The sequence below is a fragment of the Sphaerotilus sulfidivorans genome (assembly GCF_013426975.1).
Taxonomy (GTDB): Bacteria; Pseudomonadota; Gammaproteobacteria; order Burkholderiales; family Burkholderiaceae_C; genus Sphaerotilus; species Sphaerotilus sulfidivorans.
Window position 1 is genome coordinate 1 of the sequence record NZ_JACCPY010000024.1, and the last position, 13,988, is coordinate 13,988.

General features: G+C 68.8%; 15 protein-coding genes and 1 pseudogene. 4 read left to right on the forward strand and 12 right to left on the reverse strand.

The window, feature by feature from the left end:
• The coding region (locus HZU84_RS13790; RefSeq protein WP_257644608.1) for a DUF6444 domain-containing protein at nucleotides 1-336 on the reverse strand (336 nt) is incomplete at its 3' end.
• A 102-nt stretch (nucleotides 337-438) separates the two neighbouring features.
• On the opposite strand from HZU84_RS13790, the gene HZU84_RS21130 reads away from it, so the two are divergent.
• A complete protein-coding gene (locus HZU84_RS21130; protein WP_149502525.1) occupies nucleotides 439-819 on the forward strand; it encodes an IS66 family transposase in 381 nt (126 codons plus the stop codon).
• Between the two features lie 15 nt (nucleotides 820-834).
• Here the strand turns inward: HZU84_RS21130 and HZU84_RS13800 are convergent, their stop codons facing one another.
• From HZU84_RS13800 to pilB, 11 genes and pseudogenes are all read right to left on the reverse strand, one after another.
• Nucleotides 835-1,755 (reverse strand): hypothetical protein, encoded by a 921-nt coding sequence (locus HZU84_RS13800; RefSeq protein WP_149502526.1) that lies wholly within the window; start codon nucleotides 1,753-1,755, stop codon nucleotides 835-837.
• A gap of 14 nt (nucleotides 1,756-1,769) precedes the next feature.
• The gene (locus tag HZU84_RS13805) at nucleotides 1,770-1,949 is read right to left on the reverse strand and encodes a hypothetical protein (protein ID WP_149502527.1); all 180 of its coding nucleotides are present in this window, start codon (nucleotides 1,947-1,949) and stop codon (nucleotides 1,770-1,772) included.
• Entirely contained in the window at nucleotides 1,946-2,950 is a 1,005-nt protein-coding gene (locus HZU84_RS13810) for a plasmid recombination protein (RefSeq protein WP_149502528.1), read from the reverse strand. Before HZU84_RS13810 ends, HZU84_RS13805 begins: the two co-directional genes overlap by 4 nt.
• Nucleotides 2,947-3,216 (reverse strand): hypothetical protein, encoded by a 270-nt coding sequence (locus HZU84_RS13815; protein ID WP_219340951.1) that lies wholly within the window; start codon nucleotides 3,214-3,216, stop codon nucleotides 2,947-2,949. The genes HZU84_RS13810 and HZU84_RS13815 overlap by 4 nt, the downstream gene beginning before the upstream one ends.
• Nucleotides 3,217-3,300: 84 nt before the next feature.
• The gene (locus tag HZU84_RS13820; protein WP_149502529.1) at nucleotides 3,301-4,068 is read right to left on the reverse strand and encodes a hypothetical protein; all 768 of its coding nucleotides are present in this window, start codon (nucleotides 4,066-4,068) and stop codon (nucleotides 3,301-3,303) included.
• Nucleotides 4,069-4,161: 93 nt separating this feature from the next.
• Nucleotides 4,162-4,575, reverse strand: a complete 414-nt coding sequence (locus HZU84_RS13825) for a type II toxin-antitoxin system HicB family antitoxin (protein WP_149502530.1) — start codon at nucleotides 4,573-4,575, stop codon at nucleotides 4,162-4,164.
• An 11-nt stretch (nucleotides 4,576-4,586) separates the two neighbouring features.
• Nucleotides 4,587-4,766 carry a type II toxin-antitoxin system HicA family toxin gene (locus tag HZU84_RS13830; protein ID WP_149502531.1) on the reverse strand — a complete coding sequence of 60 codons (180 nt, stop codon included), beginning with the start codon at nucleotides 4,764-4,766 and terminating at the stop codon, nucleotides 4,587-4,589.
• A 37-nt stretch (nucleotides 4,767-4,803) separates the two neighbouring features.
• Nucleotides 4,804-5,448: pseudogene (locus HZU84_RS13835) on the reverse strand (tyrosine-type recombinase/integrase); the annotation flags it as partial.
• A 7-nt stretch (nucleotides 5,449-5,455) separates the two neighbouring features.
• On the reverse strand, nucleotides 5,456-5,578 hold the full coding sequence (locus tag HZU84_RS20640) for a hypothetical protein (RefSeq protein WP_256365868.1): 123 nt from the start codon (nucleotides 5,576-5,578) through the stop codon (nucleotides 5,456-5,458).
• 200 nt (nucleotides 5,579-5,778) lie between these two features.
• Nucleotides 5,779-7,005, reverse strand: a complete 1,227-nt coding sequence (locus tag HZU84_RS13840; protein WP_149502533.1) for a type II secretion system F family protein — start codon at nucleotides 7,003-7,005, stop codon at nucleotides 5,779-5,781.
• Nucleotides 7,006-7,093: 88 nt separating this feature from the next.
• Complete coding sequence (pilB, locus tag HZU84_RS13845) at nucleotides 7,094-8,887, reverse strand: type IV-A pilus assembly ATPase PilB (protein ID WP_149502534.1); 1,794 nt, start codon at nucleotides 8,885-8,887, stop codon at nucleotides 7,094-7,096.
• A gap of 325 nt (nucleotides 8,888-9,212) precedes the next feature.
• Between pilB and htpG the strand changes: the two genes are divergently transcribed.
• From htpG to HZU84_RS13860, 3 genes are all read left to right on the forward strand, one after another.
• A complete protein-coding gene (htpG, locus tag HZU84_RS13850) occupies nucleotides 9,213-11,105 on the forward strand; it encodes a molecular chaperone HtpG (RefSeq protein ID WP_149502535.1) in 1,893 nt (630 codons plus the stop codon).
• Nucleotides 11,106-11,205: 100 nt separating this feature from the next.
• The gene (locus HZU84_RS13855) at nucleotides 11,206-11,646 is read left to right on the forward strand and encodes a MerR family transcriptional regulator (RefSeq protein WP_149502536.1); all 441 of its coding nucleotides are present in this window, start codon (nucleotides 11,206-11,208) and stop codon (nucleotides 11,644-11,646) included.
• A gap of 21 nt (nucleotides 11,647-11,667) precedes the next feature.
• Nucleotides 11,668-13,980, forward strand: a complete 2,313-nt coding sequence (locus tag HZU84_RS13860) for a VIT and vWA domain-containing protein (protein WP_149502537.1) — start codon at nucleotides 11,668-11,670, stop codon at nucleotides 13,978-13,980.
• Nucleotides 13,981-13,988 lie beyond the last annotated feature (8 nt).

A 13,988-nucleotide genomic window follows, 5' to 3' on the forward strand; every position in this document is an offset into this window, starting at 1 on the left:
CGGCCCGCCGCACTCGCACACCTCGGGTGGCGGGCACTCGTGCACCGCGTCGACCTCGCCCTCGTCCAGCAGCGTCCGGTATGTGCCCTTGTGCCCGGGCTGCCCGCCGCGCTTGCGCTCGCTGCTGCGGCGCGGCCGGCTCGTGCCCGCCACATCCGACGACGGCGGCTTCGACGAGTTGCGCGAGTCCAGCTTCACCCGCTCCTGCAGCCACGCCACCTGCTCGCGCAGCTGCGCCAGCTGCTGGCCCAGCGTGTCGATCACTTCATGGCACTGCGCCAGCGTCTGCGGCTTGGCGGGCGGGTCTTCGGGTGTGGGCGATGGGGGCGGGTTCATCGGGCTTGACTCTCCCGCCTCGCACCCGTGCTGTCTACGCGGGCTTCAGCGGGTTGACGGGCTGGGTGGGCGTGTCAAGGAGGGGGGCGTGAATACGTACGCTTGTGGGTCGGGGGCTGTTTTGCTGGCGCGAACTCGGCGCGGGGCTGCAGGCCCGGGTGCATCACGCGCTCAGGCTGCCGGCGCACCGCGCAGACCTGCGCCAACCTGCTCGCGCAGGAGGTCTCGCTGTGGACCTTCTTGCGCCACCCCGGCGTCGAGCCCACCAACAACGCCGCCGAGCAGGCGCTGCGCACGGTGGTGCTCAAGCGCAAGATCAGCGGCCCGACGCGCTCCATGCGCGGGCAGCAGTTCGTCGCCCGGGGCTTCTCGGCGATGGAGAGCTGCCGCCGCCAGGGCCGCGACCTGCGCGACTGGATGGAGCAGGCGCTGCGCGCCTGGCTGGGCGCCGGCCCGGTGCCGTCGCTGCTGCCGGGCGGCTGAGCGCGGCGGCGGCGCTCACCTTCCTGACCTTCTGTGCGTGGTGTCCTGGCAAGTTGAACTTGCCGGGATGCGTGAGGCTGGGGGTGTCAAGGAGGGGGGGTGAATACGTACGACCGCTTCCATGTCCTCGGCAACGGCCTGCAGCTCGCCCACATTGGCGCCCAGCGCGTCGGCGATGCTGTCGAGGCTGTAGAGCCGGGTTCCGTCTTCTGCGCAGTGCGTGGGGGCCGGCATCGTGAGGCCGCCTTGCGCGAGCATCCGGGCGCAGCACCCCGGGTCTTGCCACTCCAGGGCCTTGATGACGGCATCCATCGTGCGCGGGTCGCGGTCGCCGTGCAGGTCCATCAGGCGCCGGGCCTCATTGAAGGCTTCGCGGATGGCGCGCTGCTCGGGCGTCTCGACTTTCAGCCGGGCCCATGCATCGATGGCGTCCACGATGGCACCGGCCAGTTCTTCGCCGATGACGCAACCGGGTTTCGCCGCAGCCATGACCGCACGGACCTTGAGTGCCCCCAGATCGTCGCAGTCCGCCACCCCGATGGACTCGACCAACTCGCGGACATGGGCCGCATAGCGGTGTGGATCGGCCGGTCCCTCGTGCAGTGCCAGCGCCAGTCCCTCCGCATCGCCATCCGCCGCCAGATCACGCAGCAGCGCGGCGAAGGCTTGCGGGCTGGCGCTGGCAATCGCAGCTTCTGCCGCCGGCAGCGCCAGCAGCAGGCCGACCGCACGCTGGGTATCGGCTCGCTGCAGTCCGGCGCCGACCAGCACGGCGGCCAGTGCGTCGATCTGTCCGACTCGGTCAGGTGCCGGCCCGGACTGCTCGGCAAGCTGGGCGAAGCGTTGCCAGTCCACGGAGATGCCATCGAGTTCGGCGGAGAGGCGGCGAAGGCGCTCGAAGGCTTGGCGGGTGTCAGCGGTCACGTTGGTTGTCATGTCTGTTCCTCGATTCAGTGACCGGTGCGACCAGCGCGCGGCGTCACGGCCAGCAGGCCAAGAGCGCGAGCGAACGGGCGCGGGTCGGTGTTGATGGCGGCCAGGACGCCCGGCCAGGAAGGCGAGCGGGTCGCCGGGTCGGCGCGGCGCTGCAGCTCATGCACGACGGCTTGCGCGAGGTCGGCAGCAGTCACGAGACACCCCCGGATGCGTGCGCTTCGGTGGGGCTGGCGCTGCTGCTCGAGATGACCTCATGCGGGCGGTTGGAGCGGTCAGGAACCCCCGCGGCGAGAGTGAACCCTACAGAGCCTATGGTTCGTGTTTTCGGCGGCCCGCCTTCCGGCCTATCCGGCAGGCCCTCGCCGGCCTCAAACCCTATAGGCTTTGACCTCATCAGCGCCCGGTCGCGGCGCTCTGCAGCCTCGCGGGTCTTTGCACCCTTGCCGACGCTGGTCATGATGCTGGCGAGCGTTCGGGCCGGCCTCTTCGCGGCCTCGCTGGCTCGGCTGGCATCGAACCCTATGGATTCCGCGAACGGTCGCGGGTCGCGTTCGATGGCGTCACGGATGGCAGGCCATGCAGCCGACTTCAGGGCCGGGTCTGCCGCAGCCTTCATGTGCGCCAGGACGGCGGCAGCCAGCTTCTCCCGGCTCAGGCCCGACAGGCGCGCAGCACCACGCTTCAGGCCGAAGCCTTGCGCAACGGCGGCATGGAAGGCGGTCTGCAGCGTGCGCAGCCTCGCCGGGCCGCCCACGAGGTCAGAGCCGACCATGCGCCCGGCCTTGAGAGGCAGGCACAGCACATGCGCGTGAGGCGTCGCCTCGTCGTGGTGAGCGTCGGCACTCAGCACCGGCCCGAACTGCTCGCGCGCCCAGGCCACGCAGGCAGCGAAGTAGGCGGCAGGGTCAACGCCCGCACCGCCAGCCGGCAGCGAGAACACCGCCTCCACGGCGCGCACAGCATCGCGGCGCAGCTTGCCGACCCCGGCAGCCCCCATGAGGGCCTGCGCCAGCTCCGCAACGCCTTCGGGCGTGTCCGGCCCCTCCATGCGCACATTGAGGCAGCACCGGGCCGGGTTAATGTGCGAAGCGACGCCCAGCTCGGCGGCAATGGCGCGGCGGTTATGCCGAGCTGCAGCCAGGACGATTCCGGCGCCGGTCAGCTTCTTGAGGCGCAGGACTGCGGCGGCAGTCATGCCAGCCCCAGCAGACCTTTGATCTCAGCCACGGACCACAGCAGACCCAGACGGCCAGGAATGCGCAGCGGCCGGATGCGGCCATTCTCGAAGCAGGACCACGCACGCAAGGTCTGCTCCGACAGGCTCAGGTGATGCGCCGCGTCTGCGGTCGGGATGTGGGTCCGGGTTTCCAGCACCAGCGGCGTGAAGATGCGCGGCGCGGTGCGAGGGCGGCGGCCCAGGGTCTTCTTCGCGGTCGGAGTGGTAGCGGGTTCGAGGTCCATTTCTCGTCTTCCGTATGCATTTCTGCGGTGGAAGGGATTCCGACCTCTACCAGTTCTACCGGCTCTACGGCCGCTCTACCGCCTCTACCGTGGCGCGTGTGGCCTTCTGATGGACTTGCGGTACTCGGTCAGCGCGCTTGCCACCGTGGAAATGCCGCATGGCCTGCTCGCCTCGACGCAGAACAGTTCGCCGCCCCCCAGCTTGGCGAATGGCGAACCATCCTCCCCAGCGTCGCGCCTCATGCGCCGATACAGGGCATCTGCGGTGTACTCGGGATGCTCCTTCATCAGCTTGGCGACGTATGGAGCGATGGCCTGCCGCACGTTCGGCGTGCGCACCCTCACGGACTCAGCGGGCACCGCCACAGCCCGAGTAAGCCCAGCAGCCGGCGCGCTGGCGCTGTCGGGCGCCTCTGGTGCCGCAGGGGCCGCCACAGCCTCAGCACGGGCGGCAGAGCCGCTGTGCATCGTCAATCCCAGCTCAGGCAGGCACCGAATGAACTCGGCGACCAGCACCAAATCGCCCGGCCACAGCAACTTGCTGGCTCGGTAGATCTTGAACGCACGGTTCAGCCGGGTGCCAGCTTCACCAGGCACTCGGTCCGCGTAGCTACTCGCCCATTCAGGCGTCACGCCGCGAACCTGCCCGAGCCCGACGAACCACCGAGCCAGCTTCCAGTGCGGCACCGCATCGATTCGCTCCAGATCGGGGCTGCACGGTTCAATCAGAAGCTTGTCGGGGGCTGCTGCCACGTCCTGCAGCAATGCGCGGTCACCCATGTGCTTACGCATGTCTGCGGCAGCGCTTGGAGAGTAGTGCCCCAGTATTCGTAGAGTTGTTTTGTCGTCCAAGCGCGCCCCTTCTGGCGCCCTTCATCGGGGCGCCACGGCAGGCGGGTGAAGGTGTCCCGCTCTTCGGCTGGCCGGCCTATCCGCGGCAGAAACTCAGGCCGGCGCTACCGGTGCGCGCCCCTCGATGGCCATCCGGGCGATGAAGCCAGACCGGGTTTCACCAGCCCGGCGGGCCAAGTCGTCCAGGCGGTGCAGCACGCGGCGCGGCAGGCTGATGTTCACCCGCTCCACCGTCTCGTCCAGCATGGCGGGGTCCACCTTCACCAGCGCCCACACCCAGCCTTCAAACTCGGGATGTGCGGTGCGCAGAGTCTCCAGGGGGGACGGCTTCGGGATGCTCTCGCCCGAGTCAATCGCGACCTCCACCCATGCCGTGATGGCCTCTTCGGCTTGAATCATGGCCTCTTCCAGCGTGTCGCCCGCAGAGAAGCAGCCCGGCAGGTCCGGCACCACGACACCCCACGCGGTCGTGTCGGTGCCGGGTTCGATGGCAATGGGATAGCGCATGAGGTTCCCCTTCAGATGCCGGCCTGTTGCCGGATGGACTTCACAAGGCCGATGCCCAAATCCTTCTTCGGGTGCGGCACGACAACGATTCCGGGCCGGCTGGGATGCTTGAAGATGTGATGTGAACCCGCCACGCGGTCAAGCGCCCAGCCAGCACGCCGCAGGTCACGGATCAGGTCGGCACTCGTCATTTGTGTATCGTACACACTGAATGGTGTTGAATCAAGCTCATCCCTGTTGACCAATCACGCGCAGGCGGGCGGGTTCCTCGCTGGCGCTGGGCACCGGCAAGCCGGCCTGTTCCAGCATCCACGCTTCGGCCTTCTGGTGCCACATGCGCAGCAGGTCCAGGGGGCGGCGCCGGTAGTGCTTCTCGGCGGTCGCGCTCGGCTTGTGGCCTTGGATCTGCGCGGCGATGCCGGCGGGCATCTCGACCCACTCGCACAGCGTCCCGAAGGACCGGCGCAGGCCGTGAATGGTCAGATGCGGCAGGCCTGCGGCGGCCAGGGCGCGGCCGTGCGCCTCGCGCGGGTCGGTGATGCGGCCATCTGCGGCGGTGGGCGACGAGAAGACCCACCCGTTCCGGCGCGGCAGCGCGGCCAGCAGGTGCGAAACGCAGGGCGTCAGGGGGATGACCCGCAGCCCCTCCACCTTGTCGCGGATGGTCAGCGAGCACCAGCGGAAATCGACATCTTCCCAGCGCAGGCCGGCCAGTTCCTCGCGGCGGGCGCCGGTCAGCAGCGCGGCTTGCAGGTAGGCGGCATGGACCGGGTTCGGCAGCTCGCGCACGGCCTTGAACCACAGCGCCAGCTGTTCGCGCTGCAGGCAGTCGGACTTGGTGCCGGCCTTGGGCACCAGCTCGCGCACGGCACGCCGGCGATCAGCTTGTCGACCGGCACCTTCGCGGCCTGGCCGGCGGGGTGGCCGTCTGCGCGTGCACGGCGGCGGCGAAGGTCAGCGCGACCAGACCGGTCGCGAGGGAGTTCATCAGCTTCTTCAGCATGGCGACATCTGTGTGGGTGAGAGAGACCCTCGCCATTGCAGATGCCGTGCCAGTGCGTCCGGCCTCGGTCCGGTGCTCTGGATGCCGATGCAAGTCCTTGATTTTTCAGTATTCGCCTGATCGAGCGCCCTGAACTCCGCACGAGAACCCGTCGCCGAACGACCGTTCGACGACGTGTGTTCGTCAGGGCCCGCAGTGGGTCAGACCACCTGGCCGAGCTTGAAGATCGGCAGGTACATCGCCACGACGATGCCGCCGATGATCGAGCCGAGCACGACGATGATGATCGGCTCCATCAGGCTGGACAGGCCCTTGACCGCCTCGTCGACCTCCTGCTCGTAGAAGTCGGCGACCTTGCCGAGCATCTGGTCGAGCGAGCCCGATTCCTCGCCGATCGAGGCCATCTGCAGCACCATGTTCGGGAAGATGCCCGCGGCCTGCATCGACGAGGTCAGCGCCGCACCGGTGGCCACATCGCGCTGGATCTGCTCGGTGGCCAGGGTGAACACCGCATTGCCCGAGGCACCGCCGACCGAGTCGAGCGCCTCCACCAGCGGCACGCCGGCGGCGAACATCGTCGAGAGGGTGCGCGTCCAGCGCGCGACGGTGGCCTTGTGGATCAGGTCGCCGAAGACCGGCAGCTTCAGCGCCGCCCGGTCGATCGCCATCTGCATCTTCGGCGAGCGGCGCCAGCTCTCGATGAAGAAATAAATGCCCGCGCCGATGCTGCCGAAGATCAGCCACCAGTACTCGACGAAGAACTCCGACATCGCGATGACGAGCAGCGTCGGCGTCGGCAGGTCGGCGCCGAAGGACGAGAAGATCTGCTTGAACGACGGGATCACGAAGATCATGATCACCGCGACCACGATGAAGGCCACCACCAGCACCGCCACCGGGTAGACCAGCGCCGACTTGATCTTCTGCTTCAGCGCCATCGTCTTTTCCTGGTAGGTCGCCAGGCGGTCGAGGAGCTGTTCCAGGATGCCGGCGGCCTCGCCGGCCTCGACCAGATTGCAGTAGAGCGCGTCGAACTGCAGCGGGTGGCGGCGGAAGGCCGCCGACAGGCTGGTGCCTGTCTCCACGTCGCTGCGGATGTCGGTGAGCATGCGCGTCAGGCGCGGGTTCGGGCTGCCGCGCGCGACGATGTCGAAGGCCTGCAGCAGCGGCACGCCGGATTTCAGCATCGTCGCGAGCTGGCGGGTGAAGATGGCGATGTCCTTGCCCTTGATCGCCTTGCCGCCGGACATGCGGCGCTTCCTGACCTTGCTGACCAGGATGCCCTGCCGGCGCAGGCTGGCATTGACCATCGCCTCGCCGCCGGCGCGCATCTCGCCGCGCACCGCCTTGCCGTTGCGGTCGCGGCCCTCCCATTCGAAGACGAATTCCTTGACCTTCTTCGATGCATTCGCAGCCGCTGTGGCCATTGTCGGTGTGCCTCCTGGCAGGGGTCAGACGCGCGCTGACGGAAAAGATGCGGGCCGCGGGCCCAGGCTCAGGTCCATGCTCGCGGGCTCACTGGTTGGTGACGGAAATCACTTCTTCCAGTGTCGTCACGCCGTGGCGCACCTTGAGCAGTCCGGCCTGGCGCAGATCGCGCACGCCGTCGCGCCGCGCCTGCTCGGCGATGTCGATCGCGTTGCCCTGGGCGAGGATGATGCGCTGGACCGCCTCGGTGATCGGCATGACCTGGTACAGGCCGACGCGGCCGCGGTAGCCGTTGTTGCAGGCCGAGCAGCCGATCGCCCGGTAGGGCCGCCAGCTGCCGTCCAGATCGTCGGCGGCGAAGCCGGCCCGCAGCAGGGCCTCGCGCGGATAGTCGGCCGGTGCCTTGCAGTTCTCGCACAGCCGCCGCGCCAGGCGCTGCGCGGTGATCAGGATCACGCTGGCGGCGATGTTGAAGGCCGGCACGCCCATGTTCAGCAGCCGGGTCAGCGTCGTCGGTGCGTCGTTGGTGTGCAGCGTCGACAGCACCAGGTGACCGGTCTGCGCCGCCTTGATCGCGATGTCGGCGGTTTCCAGGTCGCGGATTTCGCCGACCATGATCACGTCCGGATCCTGGCGCAGGAAGGCCTTCAGCGCGACGGCGAAGTTCATGCCCGCCTTGTCGTTGACATTGACCTGGTTGACGCCGGGCAGGTTGATTTCCGCCGGATCCTCGACGGTGGAGATGTTGACGCCGGGCTGGTTGAGAATGTTCAGGCAGGTGTAGAGCGACACCGTTTTGCCCGAGCCGGTCGGGCCGGTCACCAGGATCATGCCGTAGGGGCGGCGCACCGCCGACAGCAGCCGCTCCTTCTCGTCGCGCTCGTAGCCGAGCGCGTCCACGCCCAGCCGCGCCGAGGACGGGTCGAGAATCCGGATCACGATCTTCTCGCCGAACAGCGTCGGCAGCGTCGAGACCCGGAAGTCGATCGCCTTGCTGCCGAACTTCAGCTTCATGCGGCCGTCCTGCGGCACGCGCTTCTCCGAGATGTCGAGCTTGGAGATGACCTTGATGCGCGAGGACAGCTTGTCCTTGATCGCGATCGGCGGCTGGGTGATCTCGCGCAGCTCGCCGTCGATGCGGAACCGCACCCGGTAGGTGTTCTCGTAGGGTTCGAAGTGCAGGTCGGAGGCGCGCATGTTGATCGCGTCGACCAGCATCTTCTGCAGGAAGCGCACCACCGGCGCGTCCTCGACCTCGGCGGAGGCGACCTCGTCGTCGGCCTTGGTGCCGGCATCCTGCTCCTCGACCTCGAAGTCGAAGTCGCCGGAGGACACGATCGAGTCGAGCGCATCGCCGGCCGAGGTCGACTTGGCGTCGACGATGCGGGCGAGCTTGTCGTACTCGAGCACCACCCACTCGGGCGTGAGCTGGGTGGCGAACTTGATCCGGTCGACCGCTTCCTGGTCGGTCGGGTCGGCGCCGCCGATGAACAGCCGGCTGCCGCGCCGGCCCAGCACCAGCACCTGATATTGCGACAGCGTGCGGGCATCGACCAGGTTCTGCGGCAGCCGGTTGATGTCGATCGCGTCGAGATCGAGCAGCGGCAGCCCGAGCACCTGCGACAGCGAGCAGGCCAGGTCATAGGCGCTCAGCGCATTGGCGCCGACCACCGCCGACACGAAGCTGCGCCGCTGGTCCCGCGCCACCCGCGACAGGTCTTCCGCGATCCGCGAGGGCAGCTTGCCGGCGAGCACCAGCACGCGTGCCACGCCAGACAGGGTGCTGGCGGGTCCATCAGGAAGAATTTCTGCTGCCACGGCAAGGATGACGGAGACGGTTGCGAAAGGAGGTAGACAAGGGTCCGAAGGCGAAAAACGCATGATCCGCGATCGGCTCCGTGCTGTAAATCACGGATTGCAAGCCCCGGATCCGGGTGATCCAGCGGGCCGGCGTCGGGTCAGCTTGTAACTCAGCCGCCCTTCGAAAACGTGACCTGCGCGTGCAAATTCGCCATGCCGGTATCAATTGCTTTCACATTCGCCAGAAATTCACGTTCGGATTCGCCCCCGGGTCCGGTGGGGTGGGGACGGGTCCGGGCGTGGCTCTTGAAAAGCGCTCGCCCGGCCTCATGCTCGGAAGCCTTGGCCGCCCGCGGCCGGCGAATCCTTCGATTTCCTCAGAGATCTTCCGAGACGACTCACGACCATGGAAAAACAGACCCTGTCCTTCCAGGCCGAGGTGAAGCAGCTGCTGCACCTCGTCACCCACTCGCTGTACTCCAACAAGGAGATCTTCCTGCGCGAGCTGGTGTCGAACGCATCGGACGCCTGCGACAAGCTGCGCTTCGAGGCGCTGAACGATGCCTCGCTGTTCGAGGATCAGCCCAATCTCGAGATCCGCATCGGCTTCGACAAGGAGGCCCGGCGCATCATCATCAGCGACAACGGCATCGGCCTGTCCGCCCAGGAAGCCATCGACCACCTCGGCACCATCGCCAAGAGCGGCACGAAGGAGTTCATGGCCAAGCTCGACGGCGACAAGGCGCGTGACGCGAACCTGATCGGCCAGTTCGGCGTGGGCTTCTACTCGGGCTACATCGTCGCCGACCGCATCACGGTCGAGAGCCGTCGCGCCGGCCTGGCCGCGACCGAAGGCGTGCGCTGGTCCAGCGAGGGCACCGGCGACTTCGAGGTCGAGACCATCACGCGCGAGCGCCGCGGCACCGACATCATCCTGCACCTGCGCGAGGGCGAGGACGAGTTCCTCTCCACCTGGAAGCTCAAGAGCATCGTCGGCAAGTACAGCGACCACATCTCGCTGCCGGTGCTGATGCGCAAGGAGTCGTGGGACGCCGAGAAGGGCGAGAACGTCGTCTCCGACGACTGGGAGCCGGTCAACAAGGCCGCGGCCATCTGGACGCGCTCGAAGTCGGACATCACCGACGCCGAGTACAAGGCCTTCTACGAGCAGCTCACCTACGACACCACCGCGCCGCTGGCCTACACGCACAACCGCGTCGAGGGCCGCACCGAGTACACGCAGCTGCTCTACATCCCGGCCAAGGCGCCGTTCGACCTGTGGAACCGCGACAAGCGCGGCGGCGTCAAGCTCTACGTCAAGCGCGTCTTCATCATGGACGACGCCGAGGCGCTGATGCCGGTCTACCTGCGCTTCGTCAAGGGCGTGATCGACTCGGCTGACCTGCCGCTGAACGTCTCTCGAGAGCTGCTGCAGGAAAGCCGCGACGTGCGCGCGATCCGCGAGGGCTCGACCAAGCGCGTGCTGTCGATGCTCGAATCGCTGGCCGACAGCGAGAGCGCCGACGACAAGGCCAAGTACGCCGAGTTCTGGAAGCAGTTCGGCGCGGTGCTGAAGGAAGGCATCGGCGAGGACCACGCCAACCAGGAGCGCCTGGCCAAGCTGCTGCGCTTCGCCTCGACGCAGGCCGACGAGGGCGTGTCCTTCGCCGACTATGTCTCGCGCATGAAGGAAGGCCAGGAGGCGATCTACTACATCACCGCCGAGACCCTGGCCGCCGCGAAGAACAGCCCGCAGCTGGAGATCTTCAAGAAGAAGGGCATCGAGGTGCTGCTGTTCACCGATCGGGTGGACGAGTGGATGCTCTCGCACCTGTATGAGTTCGAGGGCAAGAGCCTGCAGAGCGTCGCCAAGGGCGCGGTCGATCTGGGCCAGTTGCAGGACGAGGAAGAGAAGAAGCAGGCCGAGGCCGCTGCCGAGTCCTTCAAGCCGACGCTCGACCGCCTGAAGGCCGCGCTGGCCAGCCGCGCCAAGGATGTGCGTGTCACCACCCGCCTGGTCGACTCGCCCGCCTGCCTGGTGGTCGAGGAGGGCGACATGAGCGGCCACCTGGCGCGTCTGCTCAAGCAGGCCGGCCAGAGCGCGCCGAACTCGCAGCCGGTGCTGGAAGTCAACGCCGAGCATGCGCTGGTGAAGAAGCTCGCCGCGCTGCCCGAAGGTGCGGCGCAGTTTGACGATCTGGCGCAGGTGCTGTTCGACAACGCGCTGCTGGCCGAAGGCGGCCAGCTCGACGATCCGGCGGCGCACGTCAAGCGCATCCAGGCGCTGATCCTGGGCTGAGTCAGTCGCCCCCAGATCTCCGAACGCCGGCGCTGCCGGCGTTTTTTTGGTTTCAATTTAGACAGTTGAATGTGACACTTGTGGTGATCATAATCGCGCCATGACGACGACCCCCGACGCTGCCGGCCACACGCTGGCGGAACTGTGCGCGCTGGTCGATCTGCCGGCCCGGACGGTGCGCTACTACGTGCAGCTCGGGCTGGTGGACCGTCCGGTCGGCGAGACGCGGGCGGCGCGCTACGGCGCACGGCATCTGGAGCAGCTGCTGCAGATCCGGCGCTGGAGCGCAGCCGGCCTGTCCCTGGAGCGCATCCGGGAGCTGCTGCATGGCGAGACGCCGGAGCTGCCCGCCCGCGCGCCTTCGCCCGGCACGGTGACGGTGTGCAGCCATCTGACGGTGGCCGACGGGGTCGCGCTCGTCATCGACCCCGGCCGGGCCGGCGTGTCGTCCGAACAGCTGCGCGTCTTCGTGCGTGCGGTCATGGCGGCCTGGGACGAGGCGCTGGGACCGATCGGAGCGGGAGCGCAGCCGCCCCCCTGACCGTCGACCAAGGAGCAGCGCTTGACCCAGCCCACCGCATCGAACCCGTTCCAGAATTCCCCTGGCTTGCCGGCCGAGCGTCACCGGCGATCGCCGTCCCTGCCGCTGCTGCGCGGGGCGCGGGTGAGCGGCGAGCTGCGCGGCCTGCTGTTCGAGTCGACGCTGGAGCTGGTCTTCCGCAACGACACCGACGAGAGCCTGGAGGTGATCCACACCTTCGCGCTGCCGGCCGGCGCGGTGCTGCTCGACATCGAGGTGCAGCTCGACGGGCAGCGGCTCACCGGCCGCATCGTGCCCGCGGCGCAGGCCGACATCGGCTATGAGCAGGCGCTGTGCGAGGGGCGCAGCGCGGTGATGCTCGAGTCCAACCGCAACGGCTCCTTCTCGCTCAACCTCGGCCATCTGCGCCCCGGCGCCGAGTGCGTGCTGCGGCTGGGCCAGGCCTGCGAGCTGCAGCCCCAGGCCGGGCACCTGCGCCTGATCGTGCCGACGGTGATCGCGCCGCGCTACGGCAACCCCCAGCAGCAGGCCGGGCTGCAGCCTCACCAGGTCGCGCCGGTCTCGCCGACGGTCGAATATCCCTTCGAGCTGGACCTGCGCCTGCACGGGCCGCTGGCCCGGGCGCGGCTGTCCTCGCCGAGCCATGCGCTGGCGGTCGAGCCCTCCGGCGACGGCCGGAGCGTCGCGGTCACGCTGGCGCAGCCGGGCTGGCTGGACCGCGATCTGGTGCTGGTGCTGGAGCGGCTGCCGGGGCGGTCGCTGGGGCTGCGCGCTGCGCCGGATGCGGCGCTGGTGACGGGCCGCATTCCGGTGCTGCTGGCGATGCCGGTGGTTCCGGGCGCGCCGCCCGAGACGCTGGCGCCGGTCAGCCGGCCGATGCGCCTGAAGATGCTGATCGACTGCTCCGGCTCGATGAGCGGCGCCAGCCTGCAGTCCGCGCAGCAGGCCCTGCGCCATGGCATCGCGTCGCTGCGCAGCGGCGACCAGTTCTCGCTGTCGCGCTTCGGCACCGAGGTGCAGCACCGCAGCCGCGCGCTGTGGACCACCACGCCGGCGAGCCTGCAGGCGGCGCAGGAGTGGGTCGACCATCTGGCGGCCGATCTGGGCGGCACCGAGATGAGCCGGGCGCTGGCCTCGGTGCTGGCGCTGCCGGCCGACGGTCCCTGCGACGTGCTGCTGGTCACCGACGGCCGGATCCACGGCGTCACCGAGCTGATCGAGACCGCGCGGGCGGGCCGGCAGCGCATCTTCGTCGTGGGCATCGGCCCGGCGGTGCCGGAGGCGATGCTGCGCGAGCTGGCGCTGCAGACCGGCGGCGCCAGCGAGTTCGTCACCCACGGCGAGGCGGTCGGGGGCGCGATGCAGCGGCTTTTCGCGCGGCTGCGCGAGCCGGGCTGCACCGGGCTGAGGCTGCGGCTGCCGCAGGATGCAGGCGAGCCGATCTGGGCCTCGGCGCCGCCGGACATCGGTTTTCCCGGCGAGACGCTGGTGCTGCGCCTCTGGCTGGAGCGGCTGCCGACCGAGGGCGACTTCGTGCTCGAGGGCCTGCCGAGCGATCGCCTCGGTCAGGCGGACGAGCCGGTCGAGCTGGCGCGGCTGCCGGTGAGCGCGCTCGACGAGGTGGGGGAGAGGCTGCCGCGCATGCTGGTCGCGGCCGAGCTGGCGCAGGTGGTGCACGCCCAGGCGCCGGGCAGCGCGCTGCCGCCGGCGCTGCTCGAGCGGGTGCTGGCCGCGCGGCTGATGTCTTCGGGCACGCGTTTCCTGATGGTCGACGAGCGGCAGGACGTGCCCCCGGTGCTGACGATGCCGCGCCAGCAGGTGGTGCCGCAGATGGCGACTCCCGGTCGGGCCCACTTCAGTCCGGGTCAAAGGGTGATGCGGTGCGCCAGCGTGAGCACGAACATGCCGCGTGCGCCCATGACGGAGGCGGACCGCGAGGCCCAGGCGGCCCGTCAAGCTGCCGCCGAACGTGAGGCCCAGGCGATCCGCGACATGATGATCCGCAAAAGATTCCGCCGGGCCGAGGTGTCGCGCCGCGCCGGTTCGCCGGAGGACTTCCTGCAGACGGTGCTGATCGCGCGGGCCTGGCAGACCCCGCTGGACTGGACGGATCTGCAGCGGATGGGCTTGTCCGAAACCGTGGTGCAGTCGCTGAAGGCCTGCGGCCAGCCGGAGGGATCGGCCGAGTTGCTTGCCACGCTGATCGAGCTGCTGTGCGACTGGGATGTCGATCAGCAGGCGCCGGGCCGTTCAGGCAGCGGCGGCGTCTGGCGCGAGGCCCTGGTGGCGGTGCTGCGCGAGGCGCTGCGTCCCGAGCGTTGGGATGCGGCCTGAGCGCTGCT

Excerpts from the sequence above, each read along its gene's own strand:
- HZU84_RS13800 (WP_149502526.1), bottom strand. The coding sequence starts at position 1,755 with ATGACAACCAACGTGACCGCTGACACCCGCCAAGCCTTCGAGCGCCTT.
- HZU84_RS13810 (WP_149502528.1), bottom strand. The coding sequence starts at position 2,950 with ATGACTGCCGCCGCAGTCCTGCGCCTCAAGAAGCTGACCGGCGCCGGA.
- HZU84_RS13815 (WP_219340951.1), bottom strand. The coding sequence starts at position 3,216 with ATGGACCTCGAACCCGCTACCACTCCGACCGCGAAGAAGACCCTGGGC.
- HZU84_RS13825 (WP_149502530.1), bottom strand. The coding sequence starts at position 4,575 with ATGCGCTATCCCATTGCCATCGAACCCGGCACCGACACGACCGCGTGG.
- HZU84_RS13830 (WP_149502531.1), bottom strand. The coding sequence starts at position 4,766 with ATGACGAGTGCCGACCTGATCCGTGACCTGCGGCGTGCTGGCTGGGCG.
- HZU84_RS20640 (WP_256365868.1), bottom strand. The coding sequence starts at position 5,578 with ATGCTGAAGAAGCTGATGAACTCCCTCGCGACCGGTCTGGTCGCGCTG.
- HZU84_RS13840 (WP_149502533.1), bottom strand. The coding sequence starts at position 7,005 with ATGGCCACAGCGGCTGCGAATGCATCGAAGAAGGTCAAGGAATTCGTC.
- pilB (WP_149502534.1), bottom strand. The coding sequence starts at position 8,887 with ATGCGTTTTTCGCCTTCGGACCCTTGTCTACCTCCTTTCGCAACCGTC.
- htpG (WP_149502535.1), top strand. The coding sequence starts at position 9,213 with ATGGAAAAACAGACCCTGTCCTTCCAGGCCGAGGTGAAGCAGCTGCTG.
- HZU84_RS13855 (WP_149502536.1), top strand. The coding sequence starts at position 11,206 with ATGACGACGACCCCCGACGCTGCCGGCCACACGCTGGCGGAACTGTGC.